16 protein-coding genes are annotated in these 20,617 nt (G+C 75.9%); 4 read left to right on the plus strand and 12 right to left on the minus strand.

The features are described 5' to 3' along the window. Positions 1 to 42: 42 nt before the first annotated feature. From ACU610_RS08660 to ACU610_RS08670, 3 genes are all read left to right on the plus strand, one after another. Positions 43 to 492: a hypothetical protein gene (locus ACU610_RS08660; RefSeq protein WP_446767300.1), complete on the plus strand. Its 450-nt coding sequence runs from the start codon at positions 43 to 45 to the stop codon at positions 490 to 492. Continuing rightward, positions 473 to 1,831 (plus strand): Dyp-type peroxidase, encoded by a 1,359-nt coding sequence (locus ACU610_RS08665; protein ID WP_446767301.1) that lies wholly within the window; start codon positions 473 to 475, stop codon positions 1,829 to 1,831. Before ACU610_RS08660 ends, ACU610_RS08665 begins: the two co-directional genes overlap by 20 nt. A gap of 352 nt (positions 1,832 to 2,183) precedes the next feature. Next, a complete protein-coding gene (locus ACU610_RS08670) occupies positions 2,184 to 3,842 on the plus strand; it encodes a DUF222 domain-containing protein (RefSeq protein WP_446767302.1) in 1,659 nt (552 codons plus the stop codon). Between the two features lie 117 nt (positions 3,843 to 3,959). On the opposite strand, the gene ACU610_RS08675 is transcribed toward ACU610_RS08670, so the two are convergent. From ACU610_RS08675 to mqo, 5 genes are all read right to left on the minus strand, one after another. Next, positions 3,960 to 4,544, minus strand: a complete 585-nt coding sequence (locus ACU610_RS08675; protein WP_446767303.1) for an RNA polymerase sigma factor — start codon at positions 4,542 to 4,544, stop codon at positions 3,960 to 3,962. Between the two features lie 94 nt (positions 4,545 to 4,638). Further along, positions 4,639 to 7,725, minus strand: coding sequence for a BTAD domain-containing putative transcriptional regulator (locus tag ACU610_RS08680; protein WP_446767304.1), 3,087 nt, complete (start codon positions 7,723 to 7,725; stop codon positions 4,639 to 4,641). Then, positions 7,722 to 8,522, minus strand: coding sequence for an AfsR/SARP family transcriptional regulator (locus tag ACU610_RS08685; RefSeq protein WP_446767305.1), 801 nt, complete (start codon positions 8,520 to 8,522; stop codon positions 7,722 to 7,724). Before ACU610_RS08685 ends, ACU610_RS08680 begins: the two co-directional genes overlap by 4 nt. Before the next feature lie 263 nt (positions 8,523 to 8,785). After that, positions 8,786 to 10,192 (minus strand): FAD-binding oxidoreductase, encoded by a 1,407-nt coding sequence (locus ACU610_RS08690; protein ID WP_446767306.1) that lies wholly within the window; start codon positions 10,190 to 10,192, stop codon positions 8,786 to 8,788. After that, positions 10,189 to 11,667 (minus strand): malate dehydrogenase (quinone), encoded by a 1,479-nt coding sequence (gene mqo, locus ACU610_RS08695; RefSeq protein ID WP_446767307.1) that lies wholly within the window; start codon positions 11,665 to 11,667, stop codon positions 10,189 to 10,191. Before mqo ends, ACU610_RS08690 begins: the two co-directional genes overlap by 4 nt. Positions 11,668 to 11,814: 147 nt before the next feature. On the opposite strand from mqo, the gene ACU610_RS08700 reads away from it, so the two are divergent. Beyond that, complete coding sequence (locus ACU610_RS08700; RefSeq protein ID WP_446767308.1) at positions 11,815 to 12,459, plus strand: maleylpyruvate isomerase family mycothiol-dependent enzyme; 645 nt, start codon at positions 11,815 to 11,817, stop codon at positions 12,457 to 12,459. Positions 12,460 to 12,467: 8 nt separating this feature from the next. On the opposite strand, the gene ACU610_RS08705 is transcribed toward ACU610_RS08700, so the two are convergent. Genes ACU610_RS08705 through kdgD form a run of 7 tightly spaced genes read right to left on the minus strand, consistent with a single transcriptional unit; the run spans position 12,468 to position 20,577 of the window. After that, a complete protein-coding gene (locus ACU610_RS08705; RefSeq protein WP_446767309.1) occupies positions 12,468 to 13,388 on the minus strand; it encodes an AEC family transporter in 921 nt (306 codons plus the stop codon). Next, entirely contained in the window at positions 13,385 to 14,299 is a 915-nt protein-coding gene (locus ACU610_RS08710) for an ATP-grasp domain-containing protein (protein ID WP_446767310.1), read from the minus strand. Before ACU610_RS08710 ends, ACU610_RS08705 begins: the two co-directional genes overlap by 4 nt. After that, positions 14,296 to 15,810 (minus strand): aldehyde dehydrogenase (NADP(+)), encoded by a 1,515-nt coding sequence (locus ACU610_RS08715; protein ID WP_446767311.1) that lies wholly within the window; start codon positions 15,808 to 15,810, stop codon positions 14,296 to 14,298. Before ACU610_RS08715 ends, ACU610_RS08710 begins: the two co-directional genes overlap by 4 nt. Positions 15,811 to 15,841: 31 nt before the next feature. After that, positions 15,842 to 17,014 (minus strand): L-talarate/galactarate dehydratase, encoded by a 1,173-nt coding sequence (locus ACU610_RS08720; RefSeq protein ID WP_446767312.1) that lies wholly within the window; start codon positions 17,012 to 17,014, stop codon positions 15,842 to 15,844. Positions 17,015 to 17,030: 16 nt separating this feature from the next. Continuing rightward, complete coding sequence (locus tag ACU610_RS08725; RefSeq protein ID WP_446767313.1) at positions 17,031 to 18,362, minus strand: enolase C-terminal domain-like protein; 1,332 nt, start codon at positions 18,360 to 18,362, stop codon at positions 17,031 to 17,033. A 17-nt stretch (positions 18,363 to 18,379) separates the two neighbouring features. Further along, positions 18,380 to 19,669, minus strand: a complete 1,290-nt coding sequence (locus ACU610_RS08730; protein WP_446767314.1) for a glucarate dehydratase family protein — start codon at positions 19,667 to 19,669, stop codon at positions 18,380 to 18,382. Continuing rightward, the gene (gene kdgD / locus ACU610_RS08735) at positions 19,669 to 20,577 is read right to left on the minus strand and encodes a 5-dehydro-4-deoxyglucarate dehydratase (protein WP_446770708.1); all 909 of its coding nucleotides are present in this window, start codon (positions 20,575 to 20,577) and stop codon (positions 19,669 to 19,671) included. The genes ACU610_RS08730 and kdgD overlap by 1 nt, the downstream gene beginning before the upstream one ends. Positions 20,578 to 20,617 lie beyond the last annotated feature (40 nt).

Raw genomic sequence — 20,617 nt, forward strand, 5'->3', positions numbered from 1 at the left:
CCGGGCGGCACTCCGCCGTCCGCGAGACGAGGAGGTCTGTCCATGACCGGGGCAACCACGACCGGGACGACGGTGCAGAACCCGCTGACGCTCGTCATGCCGATCCGGCCCGAGGCCCGCGAGGCGCTGCGGGCCGAGGTCGAGCGGCTGCAGGCGCTGCCGCGGGAGGAGAACCCGGTGATCACCGCGCTGGACTCGATCGGCACGGTGCACTTCGCCCGGTTCGTCTTCCTCGACGACGAGCGGCTGGCCGTGATCACCACGTACGACGGGGACTTCGAGCGGTACATCATGGACTTCGTCGACCACATCGGGCCGGTCTTCGACCTCCTCCTGCAGCACATGGTCGACCCGCCGCCGCTGCCGGTCCAGCAGCACCCGGACGAGTTCCTCGCCTACGTGCGCCGGCACGACCTGGGGTGCGTCGGGCCCTTCTACAGCGCCTACCCGACCCGGCCGGTGCTGGACATCCGTGCTGACGACGCCGGCTGACCGCAGCGTCCAGGCGGACGCGGAGGTGCTCGACCTCGCCGACGTGCAGGGGCTGGCCGTCCGCGGCTACACGATGGCCCACGCGCGGCACCTGCTGATGCGCGTCGACTCCGTGCCGGCCGCCCGGGCGCTGCTGGGCTCGGTGGTCGACGGCACGCCCGGCCGGCCGCAGGTCACCACGGCGACCCCGTGGGAGGTCAAGCCGGACTCCTGCCTCAACGTGGCGTTCACCGCCGAGGGGCTGGGTGCGCTCGGGGCGTCGCTGTCCGGGTTCCCCGCCGAGTTCACCGAGGGCGCCGTCACCCGCGCCGCCGTCGTGGGGGACGTCGGGCCGAGCGACCCCGCACACTGGCGGCCGGTCTTCACCGGCCGGGGGTTCCACCTGCTCCTGTCGCTGTCCGCGGTGTCCCCGGAGGCACGGGAGCGGGCCACGGACGCCCTCCTGGCCGGTACCTCGCCCGGGCTCACCGAGCTCGACCGCGTGGACGCCGACCTGCTGCCGAACCGGACCGACCACTTCGGCTACGTGGACGGCATCTCCCAGCCGACCGTCGCCCCCGCCCCGCCGCCCGGACCGCCCGACCGGCTGCCCGTCCAGCCGACCGGGGCCTTCCTGCTCGGCCACCCCAGCCAGTTCACCCGCCACAGCTACCCGGTGCCCGACCCTCCCGCCCTCGGCCGCAACGGCAGCTTCGCGGCGTTCCGGGTCATGGCCCAGGACGTCGACGCCTTCTGCGCGCTGCTGGCCGAGCAGTCACGGCGCACCTGCATGTCCGAGGAGCTGGTCGCCGCGAAGCTGTGCGGGCGGTGGCGGAGCGGGACGCCCCTGGTCCTCGCCCCCGACTCGGATTCCCGGCTGCCACCCGAGGCGCTCAACGACTTCGACTACGCCGGCGACGAGCGGGGCGAGCGCTGCCCGATCGGCGCGCACATCCGTCGGATGCACCCGCGCGACTCCCGGGTCGCCGGCAACGGGGGCCACAAGCACCGCATCGTCCGGCGCGGGCTGACCTACGGCCCGCCCTACGACCCGGCCCGGCCGCACGACGGACGGGAACGCGGCGTGGTCGGCCTCTTCATCGGTGCCAGCCTGCGGGACCAGTTCGAGTTCCTCATGGCCGAGTGGGCGCTCGACGGCCTGTTCGCGCCCGGACTGGGCCGCACCCAGGACCCCATCCTCGGCACCGGCGCCGGGGACGGGGCGGGTGGCACCTTCCGGTTCCGCACCTCCGGCGGCAAGGCCGAGCTGACCGACCTGCCCCGCCTGGTCACCACCCGCGGCTGCGCCTACGTCTTCCTCCCCAGCACCACCGGGATCCGGCACCTCGCCGGTCGCTGACCGGGCGTTCCCGCGGACGGCCCAGGGCGTTCCCGCGGAACGCCCCGGGACGCCTCGCGCCTCGGGTGGTCCCCCTGTGGCCCCGTCCCGCCTCGGGCAGGCGGCGGCGCCTCGCTCCGGGCCGACGCACCACGTTCCCGCGGGAACGCCGGGGCACCTGCCGACGCCGCCGGCGCCGACTGTCGCCTCGAGCGACTCCGGCAGGCGCCGTCGCATCGGTCGGCCGCACCGTGTTCCCGCGGGACCGCCCGGGCACCTGCCCAGCCATCAGCCGCGCCTGTGGGCGCCTCACACCGACGTCTGCACACCGGCGACCTGCGGTCCTGTCGGAACCCACCACTACGTTTCGAACATGCATTCGAACGGAGACGACCTGTCCGCGATGCCCGTGGCTCAGCTGGCGTGGGAGATCACCGCCGGGGCGGTCCGGCTGGCCGCCGCGTCGGCAGCCTGGCTGCGGCTCGTCGCGGAGTTCGACGAGCGGGAGGGCTGGGGCGGGTACGGCATCCGCTCGTGCGCGCACTGGCTGGCCTGGCAGTGCGGTCTGAGCCCCGGAGCGGCGCGTGAACACGTGCGGGTCGCCCGGGCTCTGCGGGCATTACCGCTCATCGGCGAGGCCTTCGCCGCAGGCCGGCTGTCCTACTCCAAGGTGCGCGCCCTGACCCGGGTGGCCGAGCCGGGCACCGAGGCGGCGCTGCTCGAGTTCGCGCTCGAAGCCACCGCGTCACAGAGCGAGCGAGTCGTGCGGCAGTGGCGGCGCGCCGACGCGGTCGACGACGGCACCGTCGGCGAACGGCGGCGCTTCGACACCTGGACCGACGACGCCGGCATGCTGGTCCTCCAGGTGCGGATGACCGCCGAAGAGGGAGCGGACCTGCTGGCTGCGGTCGACTCGCTCGCCGAGCGTGCCGCCCGCCGCGACCGCGCAGCCCGGAAGCGGTCCTCCGGTGCCGCGGCCCCGGGAGGAGCCGACGGCTGCCTCGCCGACGAGCCGACCGGGGTGACCGCCGCCCGCCGCTGTGCTGCGCTGGGCCGGCTCGCTCAGGCAGCGGTGCGCGCCGACCGGCGCTCGGGCGACCCGCCCCGCCGGGAGGTCGTCGTGCACGTCGACGCCGCCGTGCTGGACGACGACACCGCCGCCGGCCGCGCCTACCTCGACGGCGGCCCGGCGCTGCACCCGGCCCAGGTGCGGCGGATGCTCTGCGAGGCCACCGTGGTCAGCATGCTCGAACGCGACCGCGAACCACTCGCCGTCGGCCGCCGCCGACGCCGGGCCACGCAGGCCCAGCGGCGGGCGCTGCTGCGCCGCGACGGCGGCTGTGCCCGCCCCGGCTGCACCGAGACCCGCATCGAGCGGCTGCACGCCCACCACATGCGGCACTGGCGGTACGGCGGCCGGACCGACCTTGCCAACCTCGTGCTGCTCTGCGATGCGGACCACGGCGTGGTCCACGACCTGGACCTCGCCATGACCCGTCGCCACGGCCGACTCGTCGTCACCGCCCCCGACGGCCGCCGCGTCTGGGGACCGGCCGACGCAGCCTTCGCCACCGGCCTCCCCGCCCTCGCCGACCCCGCCGAGGAAGTCGAGCAGGACACCGCCGAGACCGCCGACGCCTTCGCCGGCGTCCACCCCGTCGACCACCGGTCAGCTCGCCGCCCCGACACCCCGCCGCCACCTGCCGCGTCACCGGTGCCGGGACGCGGCCGTCGTCGTCCCGCCGGATCCGCCCCGGGACGACGCCGACCCGCGGACGGCCGGCCGGTCAGCACCGGGATCCCCGACGGCCCCCGTCGCCGCCCACGACGGCGCCAGCCGGTGTCTGGTCCGTCCGTCACGACGGGCACGGTCGCCGGGATCCTCTCCTCCCTCGGTGCGGCCGACCTGCCCGACGCCGTGCACGTCGACGGGGAGCGGATCGACCTCCGCTACGTCGTCAGTGTGCTCATGGCTCACCGCGACGTCGTCCGCCGTCTCGAGGCCGAGGTCGGCTCGGCGCCGACGGGGTGAGCCCTGCCCGGCGTTCCCGCGGGAACGGGAGGCCAGTTCCGCACGACGAACGGCGAACGCCGGGTGGCTCCCGCACGGCGAGCGACGGGCGGCGGGCGGCGAGCGGCGGGCGGCGGCTCAGTTCAGCGCCGCGTCGTGGAGGCCCGCCGTCTCCAGCGCCGTCCGCAGCCGGCCCAGGATCCGGGCCCGCGTGGGGCCGATGCTGCCCACCGGGATGCCGAGGCCGGCACTGATCTCCTCGTAGCTCACCGGTGGCGAGCTGACCAGCATCCCCAGCAGCGCCCGGTGCCGCGGGGGCAGCGTGGCCACGGCACGGCGGATCAGCACCTGCTGGTCCTGCCGCAGGGCGTTGGTCTCCGGCCCGGCGTCGTCGAGGTGCCCGCCGTGGTCGAAGGCGGAGGACTGCTCGGCGGCGTCGACCGGCCGCTCGCGCCGCGACTGGCGGGCCGTCGCCAGGCAGGCCCGCCGGGTCGTCGTCCGCAGCCAGCCGGGCAGCCGCTCGGGCTCGCGGATCTCGGCCAGGTGCTCCACCAGCCGCAGCCACGTCGTCTGCACGGCGTCCGCCGTCTGCGCCTCGCTGAGCCGGAAGCCCCGGGCCACCGACCACACGAGGCTGCTGTACTGGTCGACGATCCCCTGCCACGCCCGCTGGTCCCCCTGGGCGGCGCGCCGGACCAGGCCGGCCACCTCTGCAGCGTCCATCGCGGCTCCCCCTCTCCGGAACGGCGGCCTCGCCGTCGGACCGGAGCGTCCGGGCGCGGTGTTAGCGGGGCGTCAGCCGGGACCGGAGGAGGTGTCAGCCGGGCGGCCGGCCGCCCGGCTGGAGCCCGGCAGCCGGCCGTGGTGCACCCTCGAGTCGCCGGGCCAGGGCGACCGTGCGCGGCTGCGCCGGGACGCCCAGGTCGGCCAGCGCCTGCAGGCAGCGCCGCAGCTGCCGGCGCGCGTCGGCGACGTCCCCGGCCTCCAGCAGCGCGGCGACGAGCAGCTGGTGGGCCTCCTCCGACCAGCTGTCGACCGCGAGCGCGCGCTCCCCCAGCGTCCGGGCGGCCGCGGCGTCGCCCCGCGCCAGGAGGAGCTCCCCGGCACGGACGGCGGCCCCGACGAAGCGACCGCGCAGCCGGTCGCGCTCCCATTGCAGCCAGTCCCCGCCGCTCACGTCCGGGAGGTAGTCGGTGTCCCAGAGCCGGAGTGCCTGCCGGTACGCGGCCAGCGCGGCCGACGGCGCACCCTGTCGCTCCAGCCGCGCGGCCGCGTCGAGGTGCCGCTCGAACTCCACCACGTCGACCTGCAGCGCCTCGTCGACGACCAGGTGCAGGATCGGCCCGCTGCTGCGGACGAAGTACGGCGCGTCCGGCTCGCTGCGGTCGGGCTCCATCAGGGCGTGCAGGTAGGCGAGGGTCACCCGCAGGTTGCGGGCGGCGGCGACCTCGTCCAGGTCGGGCCACAGGTCGGCGGTGACGGCGGCCCGCGTCGGGCGGTCGTGGGCGAGCAGGTAGCCCAGCAGCTGGCGCACCCGCTCGCGGCGCAGCTCCGGGGCCACCACGACGGTCCCGTCGCGGCGCAGCTGCATCGGCCCCAGCACCCGCAGCTCCAGCCGGTGGGTCGGCGCCGCCGGCATCTCCCGCAGCAGCCGCCGGGCCGTGGCGGCGACCGGCGGGGGGCCGGCGGCGCTCACCGCCCGCAGCGTGGGCCGGGCCCGCGGCCCGAGCTCCTCGACCAGCGCGCGCCCCTCCTCGAGCCCGGAGGCCACCATCCCGAGGGCCAGCTCCGCCGCCCACGGCGCCGGGAGCACGGCCCGCACGACGGCCCGCGCGTCGGCCGACAGCCGCCGGACCGGCTCCAGGCGTCCCTCCTCGCGGACGGCGACGAGCGCCCGGGACAGGTCGAGCACCGCCTCGAAACAGCCCGGCGGCGGCTCGTCGTCCCACTGGTGCCGGACCTCCGGGAGCAGCACGTAGAGCAGCGGCAGGGCTGCCGGCGTCACCGTCAGGATCGCCCGGCGTCGGGCCAGGCGGAGGTGCTGCACCGACCGCAGCGCCGTGGCGGCCGCCGGCTCGTCGCCGGCCGCCACGGCGGAGGCGGCCTCGGCGACCGCCGCTGCGACCGGCGCCCAGTCGACCGTGGAGTCGGCGAGCGCGGCCCGCGTGGCGTGCAGCAGCTCCCCGGCCTCGGCGTCACGGCCCAGGGCCCCGAGCATGACGACGGCGTAGGTGACGCACTCCGGGGAGGTCCGCACCCGGGCCGGGGTGATGCCGGCGAGCAGGTCGGGGAGCAACGCGGCGGCCTCGTCGAGCCGGCCCCGCAGCCGCAGCGACTCCAGGAGCAGGCACCGGTTCTGCACCGCCATGTTCGGGGCCGGCTGCTCCAGCGCCGCCCGGGCGACGGGCTCGGCGGCTGCCGCATCGCCCAGCGAGCGCAGCAGCAGGTGGCCGCGCAGCCACTCCTGCACCGGGCTGAGCGGAGTCCCGGCGAGCAGTGCGGGACTGGCCAGCTCGGCCCGGACCTCACCCGGGGTGTGCGCGAGCAGTCCGCGGAACAGCGGGATCCAGCTCGCGGCCCGCTCGTGCCCGTGCGCGGCCAGGTCGGTCAGCCGCTCGATGGCGCGCCGCATGCCCTGGCCGTCGCTGCGGCGGAAGGCCACCTCGACCAGGGCGTTGAGGCACGCCATGCGCACGGAGGCGGTGTCGGGCGCCAGCGCGAACGCGCGCTCGAGGATCTGCTCGGCGGTGTCCGGGCTGACGGGCTCGGCGACCATCGCCGACAGCAGCAGCCCCTCCGCGCGCCCCTGGACCTCCGGCGGCAGCCGGCGCAGCCACCCCTCAAGCACGTCCGGGGGGACCAGCGGCGTGCCGACCTCGCACACCTCGACCACCACCTTCCGGAGGTCCTCCCACGCGCCGGCCTCGGTCAGCAGGTCCACGGCGTCGTGGTAGCGACGGCGGCGGGCCAGGACCAGGCCCGCGGTGCGGCGGGCCCGCGCCAGCTCCCCCGGATCCAGGCGGTGCTGGAGGATCGCCGACCACAGCGCGTGCAACGACCACCAGCCCGCGGGGCCGCGGACCACCAGCGGCAGGCCGTCGAGCAGCTCCTCCAGGCGCACGTCGGGCCCGAGCAGCGCCGCGGCCAGCTCGTCGTCGGCGCCGCCGACGGCGACGAGCACGGCCAGCGCCCGGCGACGGTCCGGCGTCAGCCGGCTGAGCAGCTCTTCCCACACGTAGCCGCTGACCGCGTCCGGGCCCGCGGTGGCCGTCAGTTCGGCCAGCGCCGGCCAGCCACCCACCTGCCGCAGCAACTCGGCCGACACGTGCCGGGAGGCCGCGAAGGCGGCCATCTCGTCGCCCTCGAAGTGCAGCTCGGACTCCCCGACGACGACCGCGTCGCCGTTGGCCAGCAGCCGGGAGGTCGGCACCGGCAGCGGCGGACGGGAGGCGAGGACGACGTGGCCGTTGCGCGGCAGCTCCTCGACCAGCTCGGCGACGAAGTGGCCGCCCGGCGAGCTCGGCGCCACCAGGTGGACGTCGTCGAGGATCAGCGCCACGTGCTGGGGCGCGGCGCTCCAGATCGCCTCGGCGACGGTGACGGCGGCCTCCCGCGGGTCGTCGGGGACGGACGCGGTGAGGCCCACGGCGGCGAACGCGCCCGCGGCCAGGAACGACAGCGCCGTGTCGTCACGCTGGCAGGTCAGCCAGCGGTCCTCTCCGAGCGGGGACAGCGTGTTCTCCTGCACCGCCTGGGCCAGCAGCGTGGTCTTGCCGAACCCGGCCGGCGCCACGACGGCGGTCAGGCGCCGCTCGAACCGGGCCTGCAGCCGGCTGAGCAGCCGTGGCCGGACGATGAGCCCGCGGTCTGCGAGCGGGGGTGTGTACCGGAGCGCCCGGCTCATACGCGGACTGTACGGACGCCCTGGTCGTCGGGACACGCACTCAGGCGTGTCTGCCCGCCGGCCAACACGCCCGGCCGCGATGGGCCGATGGCGCACAGCAGCCGGGTCATCTGCTCGCTGGGCCGGACGCCGAGCTCGTCGGCGAGCACGGCGCGGAAGCGCTCGTACGCCCGCAGCGCCTCGGCGGTGTTGCCCTCGGCCAGGTGCACCCGGACGACGGTGCGGTGGGCGCTCTCCCGCAGCGGTTCGGCGTGCACCGCGGCGTAGGCGGCCTGCAGCGCGTCGCCGTTCCGCCCGGCCCGCGACAGACGCACGGCCGCGAGCTCGAGGGCGTGCATGCGCAGGTGCCGCAGCCGCTCGCGCTCCAGCAGCACCCAGTCGTCGAACCAGCCCGGCAGCAGCTCTCCGCGGATGCCGCACTCGGGCACCTCGACGTCCGCCAGCTCGGACCGCGGGTCCTGCACCCGCCGCGCCCAGGCCCGGAGCTCGTGCACGTCCACCCGGACGCCGTCGGCGAGCGCGAGGGCGTCCCCGGTGACCTCGACCAGCCCCGGCGCCAGCTTCTGCAACCGCCACAGGGCCGACCGCAGGCTGCCGTGGGCACGGTCCTCGGGCACGTCGGGCCACAGCCGGCCGGCGACCGCGGCCCGGGCCGGTCGGCCCGCCAGGCAGAGCTGGGCCACCAGGCGCTGGATGCCGTGCGGCAGGCCCTCGACGGGACGGGACGGCTCCGGGTCGCCGAGCTGCAGCGAGAAGCCGTCGAGCAGCGTGACCCGCCGGGCCGGTACGACAGTCACGTGGGGCACCCCCCTCGGGTACCTACCGCCTGCGCGTGGCGTGGGGTTCCTCGGCACCGGGGTGCTCCGTGCAGGTCGGGTCGGTGTCCATCCGTCGCGGACGCGGACGCACCGGGTCACGAGCCGGGGGGACGAGCGGCTGCGTGGTCATGGCCGACCTCCGGGGCTCGCGGGTGGGCTCGTACCCACACCGGACGGAGCGCCCGGCCGGCCCCGCTGATACACCCGTACGCGGCTGCGGGCGGGAGCCGGGCCACGCGAGGTCAGCCGGGCAGGACCTTGCCCGGGTTCATCAGCCCGGCCGGATCGAGCAGCTGCTTGACCCCGCGCATCAACTCCAGCTCCAGCGGGCTCTTGTAGTCGGCGATCACGTCGCGCTTGGCCTGCCCGAGCCCGTGCTCCGCGCTGATGCTGCCGTCGAAGGCGGCCGCCGAGTCGTGCACGATCCGGCTCAGCACACCGGCCCGTGCGCGGAAGGCCGCGTCGTCCCTCGGCTCCGGCCCGCTCAGGTTGTAGTGCAGGTTGCCGTCGCCGACGTGGCCGTAGGCCACGACCCGGACGCCGGGCAGGGCCTCGGCGAGCGCCCGGTCGGTGGCGGCCACGAACGCCGGGATCGAGCCGATCGGCACGGTGACGTCGTGCTTGAGGCTCGGGCCCTCGGGGTTCTGCGCCTCGGAGATGCCCTCGCGCAGCGCCCACAGCGCGGCGACCTGCCCCGATCCCGAGGCGACGACGGCGTCGGCCGCCACGCCCCGCTCGACCGCCTCCCCCAGCGCCGCCTCGACCACCGCGTCGAGGCCGGCGTCGGGCAGCGTGTCGCTCAGCTCGATCAGCGCGTACCAGGGGTGGACGTCGGCGATCGGGTCGCGCACCCCGGCGCCGTGGCGCAGCACGAACTCCACGCTCCGGCGGGACATGAGCTCGAAGGCCGTCAGCCGGTCGCCGGTCGACTCGCGGACCACGCCGATGAGGTCCACCGCCGCCTGCGGGTCGGGTAGCGCCACCCACGCCGTCGCCCGGTTGCGGACGGCCGGGAACAGCTCCAGCACGGCGGCGGTGATGACGCCGAGCGTCCCCTCCGCGCCGACGAACAGCTGCTTGAGGTCGTAGCCGGTGTTGTCCTTGCGCAGGCCGCGCAGCCCGTGCCACACCCGCCCGTCGGGCAGCACGACCTCCAGCCCGAGGGTGAGGTCGCGCATCGTGCCGTAGCGCAGCACCCCGGTGCCGCCGGCGTTGGTGGCCCGGTTGCCGCCGATCGTGCAGCTGCCCTCGGCGCCCAGGGACAGCGGGAACAGCCGGCCCGCGGCCGCGGCGGCCTCCTGCACCGTCCGCAGCACCACCCCGGCCTCCACGGTGATCGTCGAGTTCGCCACGTCGAGGTCCCGGATCCGCCGCATCCGGGTCAGCGAGAGCACCACCTGCCGGCCGGAGGCGTCGGGCACCGCGCCGCCGCAGAGCCCGGTGTTGCCCCCCTGCGGGACGACGGCGACGCCGAGCTCCCGGCACAGCCCGACCACCGCGGCCACCTCCTCGGTGCTGCCGGGGCGGACTACGGCCGCCGCCGTCCCCGAGTAGGCGCCCCGCCAGTCGGTGAGGAAGCCCGCCGGGTCCTCGACCAGACCGGCCGGCCCCACGACGCCCCGCAGCCGGGTGGGGAGGTCCGCGGTCACCGCGCGCCCCCGGCGGCGGACACCGGCGCCAGCCCGAGCACCCGGCGCGCCCGGGCCAGCTCGTCGGCGGTCGGGAGCGGCACCAGCTCGGCCAGGCGCGGGGCCCACTCGTCCCGCCGTCCGGGGAAGCAGGCGTCCAGGACGTCGAGCACGGTGGCCACGGCGGTGGAGGCGCCCGGCGAGGCGCCGAGCAGGGCGGCCAGCGACCCGCCCGCCGAGGTGACGACCTCCGTGCCGAAGCCGACCAGCGTGCCGCGGCCCGCGGTCTCCTTGAGCACCTGCACCCGCTGGCCGGCGGTCACCAGGGTCCAGTCCTCCTCCCGGGCCGTCGGGACGAACCGGCGCAGCGCCGCCATCCGGGACGACGGCGACGCGGTGACCTGGCGGACCAGGTGGGCGATCAGGGACCGGTTGTCCCGCACCGAGGCGAGCAGCACGGGCAGGTTCCCCGGCCGGACGGAGCGCAGCAGGTCGCCGAGCCGACCCCGGGTGAGGAAGCGGGGCGAGAACGCGGCGAAGGGCCCGAACAGCAGCGACTCGCGCCCGTCGACCACCCGCAGGTCCAGGTGCGGCACCGAGACCGCCGGCGCGCCGGGCTCGGCGTGGCCGTAGACCTTGCCGCGGTGCGCGGCCACCTGCTCGGGGCGGTCGGTGCGCAGGAACCGGCCGCTGATCGGGAAGGCGCCGTACCGCCGCACCTCGGGCACCCGCGCGGACTGCAGCAGCGGCAGCGTCCCGCCGCCGGCGCCGAGGAAGACCCAGGGCGTCCGCAGCCGCCGGCGCGCCCCGGTCGCCCGGTCCCGCACGGCCGGCTCCCAGCGCTCGCCGCGCCGCCGCAGCGACGTGACCTCGGTGCCCAGCCGCACCTCCCCGCCCCGCGCCCGCAGGGCGCCCAGCAGCTGCCGGGTGAGGACGCCGAAGTCCACGTCGGTCCCCTGCGCCGCCCGCGTGGCGGCGATCGGCTCGCCATCGGCGCGGCCCTCCACCACGAGGGGGAGCCAGGAGGCGAGCACGTCCCGGTCGTCGCTGTACTCCAGGTCGGCGAACAGGGGGTGGCCGCGCAGCGCCTCGAACCGGGCTCGCAGGTACGCCACGCCGTCGGCGCCGCGGCCCAGGCCCAGGTGCGGCACCGACCGGACGAAGGTCTCGGCCGGCCCCAGCTCACCGCGCTCGACCAGCCGGGCCCAGAACACCAGGGAGGCGGCGAACTGCTCGGCGATCCGCACGGCGGCGCTCGGGTCGACGGTGCCGTCGGGCCGCCGCGGCGTGTAGTTGAACTCGCAGAGCCCGGCGTGCCCGGTGCCGGCGTTGTTCTCCGCGGCCGAGCTCTCGCACCCGGCCTCGTCCAGCCGCTCGACGACGAGGACCCGCCGGTCCGGCTCCGCCTGGGTGAGCAGCACGCCGAGTGTCGCGCTCATCACCCCGCCGCCGACGAGCACGGCGTCCCAGTCCTGGACCGATCCGGTTCCCGGCACGGTCCGCACGCTAGGGAGCCGCGGTGATGCCTGTCCAAGACCGCTACGGCATGGCACGATGCCGTACGGACATGGCACGCCGCGATGAGTCCGCCACCCCCGGGGCGTCACCCCTCCGGACACGTGGACCGACGAGAGGGGCACGGGATGACGGGGACCAGGGACGACGTGGACCTGCGGGTCCGGCGGGAGCGAGACCGGCTGCTCGCCGTGCTCGGGGGCCTCGACGCCGACCAGTGGCGCACACCGAGCCTCTGCGCCGGCTGGACGGTGCGCGACCTCGTCGTCCACCTGCTCATGCCCTACGAGCTCTCGGTGCCCCGGTTCCTCGCCCTCATGGCGCGCTCCGGCTTCCGCTTCGACCGGGCCGCGGACCGCTGGGCCCGCACCGACCCGCGGTCCCCCGCGCAGGTCGTCGCCGCCCTGCAGGACACCGAGCACCGCCGCTTCGAGGCCGGGCCTGGGGCGCCGGCGGAGGCCCCGCTGAGCCACCTCGTGATCCACGCCCAGGACGTCTACCGGCCGCTCGGCATCCCCTCGCCGACCGACCCGGAGGACGCCGGCATCGCCCTCGGCCAGCTGACCGGCCGTCGCGCGCTCGCCCCCGGCCTGCTCGACGGGTTCGCCTTCGCCGCCACCGACACGGACTGGCGCCACGGCTCCGGCCTCCCGGTCACCGGTCCGGCCACCGCGCTGCTCACCACGCTCGCCGGCCGCCCGGGGGCGCTCGACGAGCTCACCGGCGCGGGCGTCCCCGAGGTGCGTGCGCGGCTCCGCACCGCCGCGGCCTGAGCCGGTGGTCAGCCGAGGAGCAGGGCGATCCCGACCAGCACGGGGACCGACAGGACGGTGCTGAGCAGGACGACGTCCCGGGTGAGCAGCGTGCCGCGGCCGTGGGTCGCGGCGTAGACGAAGACGTTCTGCGCCGTCGGCAGCGCGGAGGTCACCGTGACCGCGAGCAGCGCCACCCCGTCGAGGCCCGCGACCCAACGGCCGAGGGCGTAGGCCAGCGCCGGTTGCCCCAGCGTCTTGAGCGCCACCCCCAGCCACACCGGCCCGGCGCCCCCGCCGGACGCCGGCCGCGGCGCGCCGTGCAGGCTCATCCCGTAGGCGAGCAGGCCCGCGGGCACGGCGAGCCCGGCGGTGAGCTCGACCGGCTGCAGCACCAGCGCCGGCAGCTCCACCCCGGTCGCGGCGACCAGCACGCCGAGCGCACAGCCGATCACCACCGGCGTCGCCAGCGGCTGGGTCAGCACCCGCCAGCGGGGCCGCGCCTGCGCGCGCGACCCGGCCAGCACGGCCAGGCCGACCGGGGCCATGACCAGCACCTGGAACAGCAGCACGGGCGCGACGAACGAGGCGTCGTCGAGCACGTACACCGAGATCGGGACGCCGAGGTTGCCGGCGTTGACGTACGAGGACGCCAGCCCCCCCGCGGTCAGCTCGGCCGGCCGCAGCCGCCAGCGCCAGCGCGCCAGCCCGGCGAAGAGCAGCGCGGCCAGCACCGCGCTGCCGGCGGTGGCGACCAGTGCGGGCGAGACCAGCACGCCGGGGTCGGCGTCGGCCAGGGTGAGCAGCAGCAACGCGGGCGTCGCGACGTAGTACGACACCCGGGACAGCGCGCCCTCCGCGTCGCGCCCGACCACGCCGGTGCGGGAGACCAGCCAGCCGACGGCGATGACCGCGGTGAGGGCGGCGAAGCCCCCCACCACCCCGTTCACGCGGCGATCGCGTCCCCGACCGCGCGGACCAGCCGGGGCAGCGCCTCCGGCGGGGCCTGCGGGAGGAACAGGTTCGGCTCGGTGAGCTCCACCTCGAGCACGACCGGCCGGCCGGCGGCGTCGGCGACCAGGTCGATGCGGGCGTAGAGCAGCGGCGCGGCATCGCGCCCCCGCGAGGGAAGGGCATCGCGCCCCCGCGAGGGAAGGGCATCGCGCACCAGCGCGGGGAGGGCGTCGACCACCGCCTGCGCGAGGGCCCGCTGCTCCGGCGTCGCGGTGGCCGGCCGCACGCCGCGGCGGCCGTTGCGGTCCTGACGCACGCCCTCACCGCGGCCGAGCATCGGGGGCTTGCGCGCGGCGTGCGAGAAGCGCCCGCCGAGGAACAGCAGCGCCGTCTCGCCCGCGTCGTCCACGCTGACCTGGTAGGGCTGCACCATCGCCGTCCGGCCGGCCGCCGTCAGCTGCGCGACGTGCGCCAGGACGTCGCCGGGGTCGGTCCAGCGCGCGGTGTCCCGGGAACCCGCGGACACCGACGGCTTGACCACCCACTCCTCGGCGTCCGGCAGGTCGGCGGCGCGCACCGGGTCCCAGACCGTGGGCACGACCGGCAGCCCGGCGGCCTCCACGTCGCGGAGGTGGGTCTTGTCGGTGTTCCAGCGCAGCACGGTGGCGTCGTTGCGCAGCCGCGGGACGGTGCCCGCCCAGGCCAGGAACTCCGCCCGCCGCCAGGCGTAGTCCCAGCAGGACCGCACGACGGCCACGTCGTATCCGGCCCAGTCGACCGCCGGGTCGTCCCAGCGCACGCAGTCGACGGCGACCCCGGCCTCCCGCAGCGCCGGCGCGGCGATCGGGAGGTCCGGGTCGACCCGCAGGCCGCGCTCGGAGCTGACCAGGGCGACCCGCGGCGTCACTGCGGCAGCTGCAGCACGCCGTCGATCCGCCGCGGGATGCCGCGGTGGTCGTCGGTGAGCTCGGCCGGCAGCACCTCCTGCGGGGCGCCCTGCCAGGTGACCGGGCGCAGGAACCGGCGGATCGCCGTGGTCCCCACCGAGGTGTGCTGCGAGTTCGTCGACGGCCACGGCCCGCCGTGGTGCTGCGCCCAGGACACCGCCACCCCGGTCGGGTAGGCGTCGTAGACCAGCCGGCCGGCGCGGGTGCGCAGCTGCTGGGAGACCGCCAGCGGCAGGTCGGTCTCGCCCTCGCCGCGCAGCACGGTCGCCGTCAGGGAGGAGGGCATGGCGTCCAGCGCGGCGAACAGCTCCTTCTCCCCGTCGTAGCGGGCGACCACGCTGACCGGGCCGAAGCACTCCTCGGTCACCTGCTCGGGCAGCGCGGCGGCGGTGGTCTGCAGCAGCCGCGGCACGGCCTCGAAGCCCCGCCCGGAGGGGTCGGCGCCGCGGGCGATCTCCTCCACCCCCGGCGCCTCTGCCAGCCCGTCGGAGATGCGCCCGTAGGAGGCGGCGATGCCCCCGTTGAGCAGCACCGGGGCGGCGGCGCCGCGGACGGCCTCGGCCATCGCCTCGACCAGCCGGTCGCCGTCCGGGCCGGCGGGCACGAAGGCCAGCCCGGGCTTGGTGCAGAACTGCCCGCCGCCGAGGGTGAACGAGCCGACCAGCTCGCGGCCGATCTGCTCGCCCCGCTCGGTGGCCGCGGACGGGGTCACCACGACGGGGTTGAGGCTGGACAGCTCGCCGAAGAAGGGCACCGGGTCGGGCCGCCGCTCGATGATCTCGAGCAGCGCGCGGCCGCCGTTCACCGAGCCGGTGAAGCCGACCGCGCGGATCGCCGGGTGCGCGACCAGGTCGGCGCCGGCCTGAAGGCCGTGCACGATGCCGAGCGTGCCGTCGGGCGCCCCGGCCTTGCGGGCGGCAGCGTCGAGGACGTCGAACACCAGCTGTGAGGTCGCCGGGTGGGAGCCGTGCGCCTTGACGACGACGGGGCAGCCGGCTGCGAGCGCCGAGGCGGTGTCGCCGCCGGGCACGGAGAAGGCCAGCGGGAAGTTGCTGGCCCCGAACACCGCGACCGGGCCGATCGGCACGAGCATCCGGCGCAGGTCCGGGCGCGGGCCCATCGGGGTGTCCCCGGCGTGGTCGATCGCCGCCTCGAGGTAGCTGCCCTCGTCCAGCACCTCGGCGAACACCCGCAGCTGGTAGCAGGTCCGGGTGAGCTCGCCGTTAAGCCGGGTGGTGCCCAGCGCGGTCTCCCGGTCGGCGACGGCGACCACGTCCTCCCGCCGGCTCTCCAGCGCGTCGGCGAGAGAGCGCAGCAGGGCGGCCCTCCCCGCTCGGCCGAGGCCCTCCAGCGCGGGCGCGGCCGCGAGCGCGGCCGTGCACAGCCGGTCGACCTCCTCGGTGGTGGTCTCGTGGGCGACCACCTCGACGGCCTCCCCGGTGCGGGGATCGGTGCTCACGACGTCAGCCATGTGGTTCCTCCTGTGCTGTGGTGCGGGGTGGTCAGCGGACGGCGCCGACGGTGACGCGGTCGACCGTCCAGGCGCGGGCCTGCTCGCTCAGGCTGACGCCCAGCCCGGGACGGTCGGAGACGTACATGCGCCCACCGCGCGTCTCCAGGCGCTCGTTGAACAGCGGGTGCAGCCAGTCGAAGTGCTCCACCCACGGCTCGATCGGGTAGGCGGCGGCCAGGTGGAGGTGGATCTCCATGGCGAAGTGCGGCGCGAGCCCGAGGTTGCGGTGCTCGGCGAGCGTGGCCAGCTTCAGGAACTGGGTGATGCCGCCGACCCGCGGTGCGTCGGGCTGGATGATGTCGACCGAGCCCTGCCGGATCAGCTCGTAGTGCTCGGCGACGCTGGTGAGCATCTCGCCGGTCGCGATCGCGGTGTCCAACGACCGGGCCAGCTGGGCGTGGCCCTCGGCGTCGTACGCGTCGAGCGGCTCCTCGATCCACACCAGGTCGAACTCCTCGAGCCGGCGGCTGACCCGCATGGCGGTCGAGCGGTCCCACTGCTGGTTGGCGTCGACCATGAGCGGGACGGCGTCGCCGATGTGCTCGCGGACGGCTCGCACGCGGCGCAGGTCCTCGGCGGAGTCGGGCAGGCCGACCTTGATCTTGATGCCGCCGATGCCGTCCTCGAGGGTGCGGGTGGCGTTGTCCTTCACCTGCTCGATCGACTCGTGCAGGAAGCCGCCGGAGGTGTTGTAGCAGCGCACCGAGTCGCGGTGCGCGCCCAGCAGCTTGGCCAGCGGCAGGCCCGCCCGCTTGGCCTTGAGGTCCCACAGCGCGACGTCGATGGCCGCGATCGCCTGCGTCGAGGCGCCGCTGCGGCCCACCGACGCCCCCGCCCAGACCAGCTTGGTCCACAGCCGGGCGATGTCGCTGGGGTCCTCGCCGACCAGGTCGGGTGCGACCTCGCGGGCGTGGGCGAACTGCGCCGGCCCGCCGGCCCGCTTGGAGTAGCTGAACCCGACGCCCTCGTGTCCGGCCTCGGTGCGGATCTCGGCGAACAGGAACGCGACCTCGGTCATCGGCCGCTGCCGGCCGGTGAACACCTTCGCGTCACTGATCGGGTTGGGCAGCGGCAGGGTGACCGAGGAGAGGGTCACCGACTCGATCCGGTCGAGGACCGCCGGAGCGGTGGAGGTGGCCGGGGCCGGGACGGTCGTCGTCATCGCGGTGCTCCAGGGGTCAGCGGACGAGGCAGGGACGCTTGGGGTCGAACGCCCAGCCGGGGACGAGGTACTGCATCGCGACCGCGTCGTCGCGCGCGCCGAGACCGTGCTCGAGGTAGAGCTCGTGCGCGGCCGCGACGGCGTCGCGGTCGAGCTCGACACCGAGGCCGGGCGCGGTGGGGACGGCGATCGCGCCGTCGCGGATCTGCAGCGGCTCGCGGGTCAGCGCCTGCCCGTCCTGCCAGATCCAGTGCGTGTCCAGGGCGGTGATCCGCCCCGGGGCGGCGGCGCCGACGTGGGTGAACATCGCCAGCGAGACGTCGAAGTGGTTGTTGCTGTGCGAGCCCCAGGTGAGCCCGAACTCGTGGCAGAGCTGGGCGACCCGCACCGAGCCGCGCATGGTCCAGAAGTGCGGGTCGGCCAGCGGGATGTCGACGGCGTTCGAGCGGACCGCGTGCGCCATCTGCCGCCAGTCGGTGGCGACCATGTTGGTCGCCGTGCGCAGCCCCGTGGCGCGGCGGAACTCGGCCATCACCTCGCGGCCCGAGTAGCCGCCCTCGGCGCCGACCGGGTCCTCGGCGTAGGCCAGCACCTCGTGCAGGTCGCGGCACAGTTCGACCGCCTCGGCCAGCAGCCAGCCGCCGTTCGGGTCGAGGGTGATCCGGGCGTCGGGGAACCGGGCGGCCAGCGCGCGCACCGCGGCGACCTCCTGCTCGCCGGCGAGCACGCCGCCCTTGAGCTTGAAGTCGGAGAACCCGTAGCGGGCCTGCGCCGCCTCGGCCAGCGCGACGACCGCCTCCGGGGTCAGCGCCGGCTCGCGCCGCAGCCGCTCCCAGTCGTCGGCCGGGTCGGTCTCGGCGAGGTAGGGCAGGTCGGTGGCGCGGCGGTCGCCGACGTAGAAGAGGTAGCCGAGCATCGGCACGCTGTCGCGCTGCTGACCCTCGCCGAGCAGCTCGGCCACCGGGACCCCGAGGTGCTGGCCCAGCAGGTCGAGCAGTGCGGACTCCAGCGCGGTGACCGCGTGGATCGTCGTCCGCAGGTCGAAGGTCTGCAGGCCGCGACCGCCGGCGTCCCGGTCGGCGAACGTGGCGGCCACCTGGCGGAGCAGGCTGCCGTAGCGCGCCACCGGCTGCCCGGTGAGCAGCTCGCCGGCGTCCTCGACGGTGCGGCGGATCGCCTCGCCGCCGGGCACCTCCCCCACCCCGGTCCGGCCCTCGCTGTCGGTGACGATCGCGATGTTGCGGGTGAAGAAGGGGCCGTGCGCGCCGCTGAGGTTGAGCAGCATGCTGTCGTGCCCGGCGACGGGCACCACCTCCACGCGAGCCACGGTGGGCGTGCGGGCTGTCATGACGTCCTCCATCAGGGTCACCACCGGGGGCTCTTCGCGACGTACGAGGGGTCGATCCGCTGCATGTAGCCGGTGTCGTCGCGCTCCCGCAGACCGCAGTCGAGGTACTGCTGGTGCAGCCGGGCCAGGCCGTCCGGGTCCAGCTCCACCCCGAGCCCGGGCGCGGTCGGCACGGCGACCGCACCCTCCTCGAAGCGCAGGACCCCGGGCACGACGACGTCCTCGGCCGGGTCCTTCCACGGCCAGTGGGTGTCGCAGGCGTAGTCGAGGTTCGGCGTCGCCGCCGCCAGGTGCGTCATGGCGGCGAGGCTGATGCCGAGGTGGGAGTTGGAGTGCATGGACAGGCCCATGCCGAAGGTCCCGCAGACCGCCGCTAGCGACTGGGACCGCCGCAGCCCGCCCCAGAAGTGGTGGTCGGACAGCACCACCTGGACGGCGTCCTGCCGGACGGCGGGCGGCAGGTGCTCGAAGGCGACGACGCACATGTTGGTGGCCAGCGGCATCGGGACCTCCCGCGCGACCGCCGCCATCCCCTCGATCGTCGGGGTCGGGTCCTCCAGGTACTCCAGGACGCCGTCGAGTGCCCGGCCCACCCGGATCGAGGTCTCGACGGTCCAGGCCGCGTTCGGGTCCAGCCGCAGCGGGTGCTCGGGGAACTTCGTGCGCAGCGCCTCGATCGCGGCGACCTCGTCCTCGGGCGGGAACACGCCGCCCTTGAGCTTGATCGCGGTGAACCCGTACTCGTCAACCATCCGCTGCGCCTGCGCGACCAGGGCGTCGGGGTCGAGGGCCGCGCCCCACTCGTCGTCGGGGGCGCCGGGCTGGCCGGCCCACTTGTAGAACAGGTAGGCGCTGTAGGGGACGGCGGCGCGCACCGCTCCGCCGAGCAGGTCGCTGATGGGGCGGCCGAGCAGCCTGCCCTGCAGGTCGAGCGCGGCGACCTCGAACGGCGAGAACACCCGGTCCGTCGTCGCCGACCCGGTGACCATGCCGCTCATCCCGTGCCCGCCGCGGCCGTCGTCGGCCGACAGGGACCGCAACACCCGCTGCCGCAGGCCGGGGAGGTCGAAGACGTCGAGCCCGACCAGCTCGTCGGCGGCCCGCCGCAGCCGGCCCAGGTGCGGGAGGTCGCCGTAGGACTCGCCGAGCCCGGTGACCCCGGCGTCGGTGTGCACCTGCACGACCGACCGCAGCGCGTAGGGCTCGTGCACGCCGACCGCGTTGAGCAGCGGCGGGTCGCGGAAGGCGACCGGCGTGATCTCCACCCGTGTGACGCGGGCGCCTCCGGATGCCTGGGCGGCGGACATCAGGAGACCTTGCCGACCAGGGCGGTGAGTTCGGCCAGCTCCGCCTCGGTGAGGTCCGACAGCGGCGGCCGGACCCGCCCGCCGTCCCGGCCGACCGCGGTCAGGCCCGCCTTGACGATGGAGACCGCGTAGCCCCTGGCCCGGTCCCGGATGTCCAGGTACGGGATCACGAAGTCGTTGAGCATCTGGTAGACGGCGGTGCGGTCCTGGGCGCGGACCGCGGCGTAGAAGCGGAGCGCGAACTCGGGCAGGAAGTTGTACAGCGCCGATGAGTAGGTGCTCACGCCCAGCTGCAGCAGCGGCAGCGCGAAGGTCTCGGCGGTGGGCAGCCCGCCGACGTAGATCAGCCGGTCGCCGACCCGGGCGTAGGTGCGGGTCATCTGCTCGATGTCACCCACGCCGTCCTTGAGGCCGATCAGGTTGGGGTTGCGCTCGGCGACCTCGGCGACGGTGGCGTCGGTGAGGACGGCGTTGGCCCGGCTGTAGACGATGACGCCGAGGTCGGTGGACCGGCAGACGGCGCTGATGTGATCGGCCAGACCCTGCTGGCTGGCCTCGGTGAGGTAGGGCGGGAAGAGCAGCAGCCCGGAAGCGCCGGCGTCCTGCGCCGCCTGGGCCTGGGCGACGGCGACGGCGGTGCCGCCGGTGGCCGGTGCGAGGACCGGAACGCGGTCGGCGACCTCGTCGACGGCGACCCGCACGACCCGGTCGATCTCCGCGGAGGTGAGCGAGAAGCCCTCGCCGGTGCCACCCGCGGCGAACAGGCCGGCGACGTCGTAGCTCGCCTGCCAGGCGAGGTGCTCGCGGTACCGGGCCTCGTCGAACTGCAGCTCGGCGTCGAAGTGGGTCACCGGGAAGGAGAGCAGGCCGGACTTGAGCCGGTCAGCGAGGGCGTCCGGGGGCAGCATCGTCACGGGGATCGTGTCCTTGGGTCCGACGGGTCCGCGC

Source organism: Geodermatophilus sp. URMC 61 (genome assembly GCF_052931555.1).

What these genes read in the sequence shown, in the direction of transcription:
- kdgD (WP_446770708.1), bottom strand. Translation starts at nt 20,577, where the DNA reads ATGCTGCCCCCGGACGCCCTCGCTGACCGGCTCAAGTCCGGCCTGCTC.
- ACU610_RS08670 (WP_446767302.1), top strand. Translation starts at nt 2,184, where the DNA reads ATGCATTCGAACGGAGACGACCTGTCCGCGATGCCCGTGGCTCAGCTG.
- ACU610_RS08675 (WP_446767303.1), bottom strand. Translation starts at nt 4,544, where the DNA reads ATGGACGCTGCAGAGGTGGCCGGCCTGGTCCGGCGCGCCGCCCAGGGG.
- ACU610_RS08730 (WP_446767314.1), bottom strand. Translation starts at nt 19,669, where the DNA reads ATGTCCGCCGCCCAGGCATCCGGAGGCGCCCGCGTCACACGGGTGGAG.
- ACU610_RS08700 (WP_446767308.1), top strand. Translation starts at nt 11,815, where the DNA reads ATGACGGGGACCAGGGACGACGTGGACCTGCGGGTCCGGCGGGAGCGA.
- ACU610_RS08660 (WP_446767300.1), top strand. Translation starts at nt 43, where the DNA reads ATGACCGGGGCAACCACGACCGGGACGACGGTGCAGAACCCGCTGACG.
- ACU610_RS08720 (WP_446767312.1), bottom strand. Translation starts at nt 17,014, where the DNA reads ATGACGACGACCGTCCCGGCCCCGGCCACCTCCACCGCTCCGGCGGTC.
- ACU610_RS08680 (WP_446767304.1), bottom strand. Translation starts at nt 7,725, where the DNA reads ATGAGCCGGGCGCTCCGGTACACACCCCCGCTCGCAGACCGCGGGCTC.
- ACU610_RS08715 (WP_446767311.1), bottom strand. Translation starts at nt 15,810, where the DNA reads ATGGCTGACGTCGTGAGCACCGATCCCCGCACCGGGGAGGCCGTCGAG.
- ACU610_RS08725 (WP_446767313.1), bottom strand. Translation starts at nt 18,362, where the DNA reads ATGACAGCCCGCACGCCCACCGTGGCTCGCGTGGAGGTGGTGCCCGTC.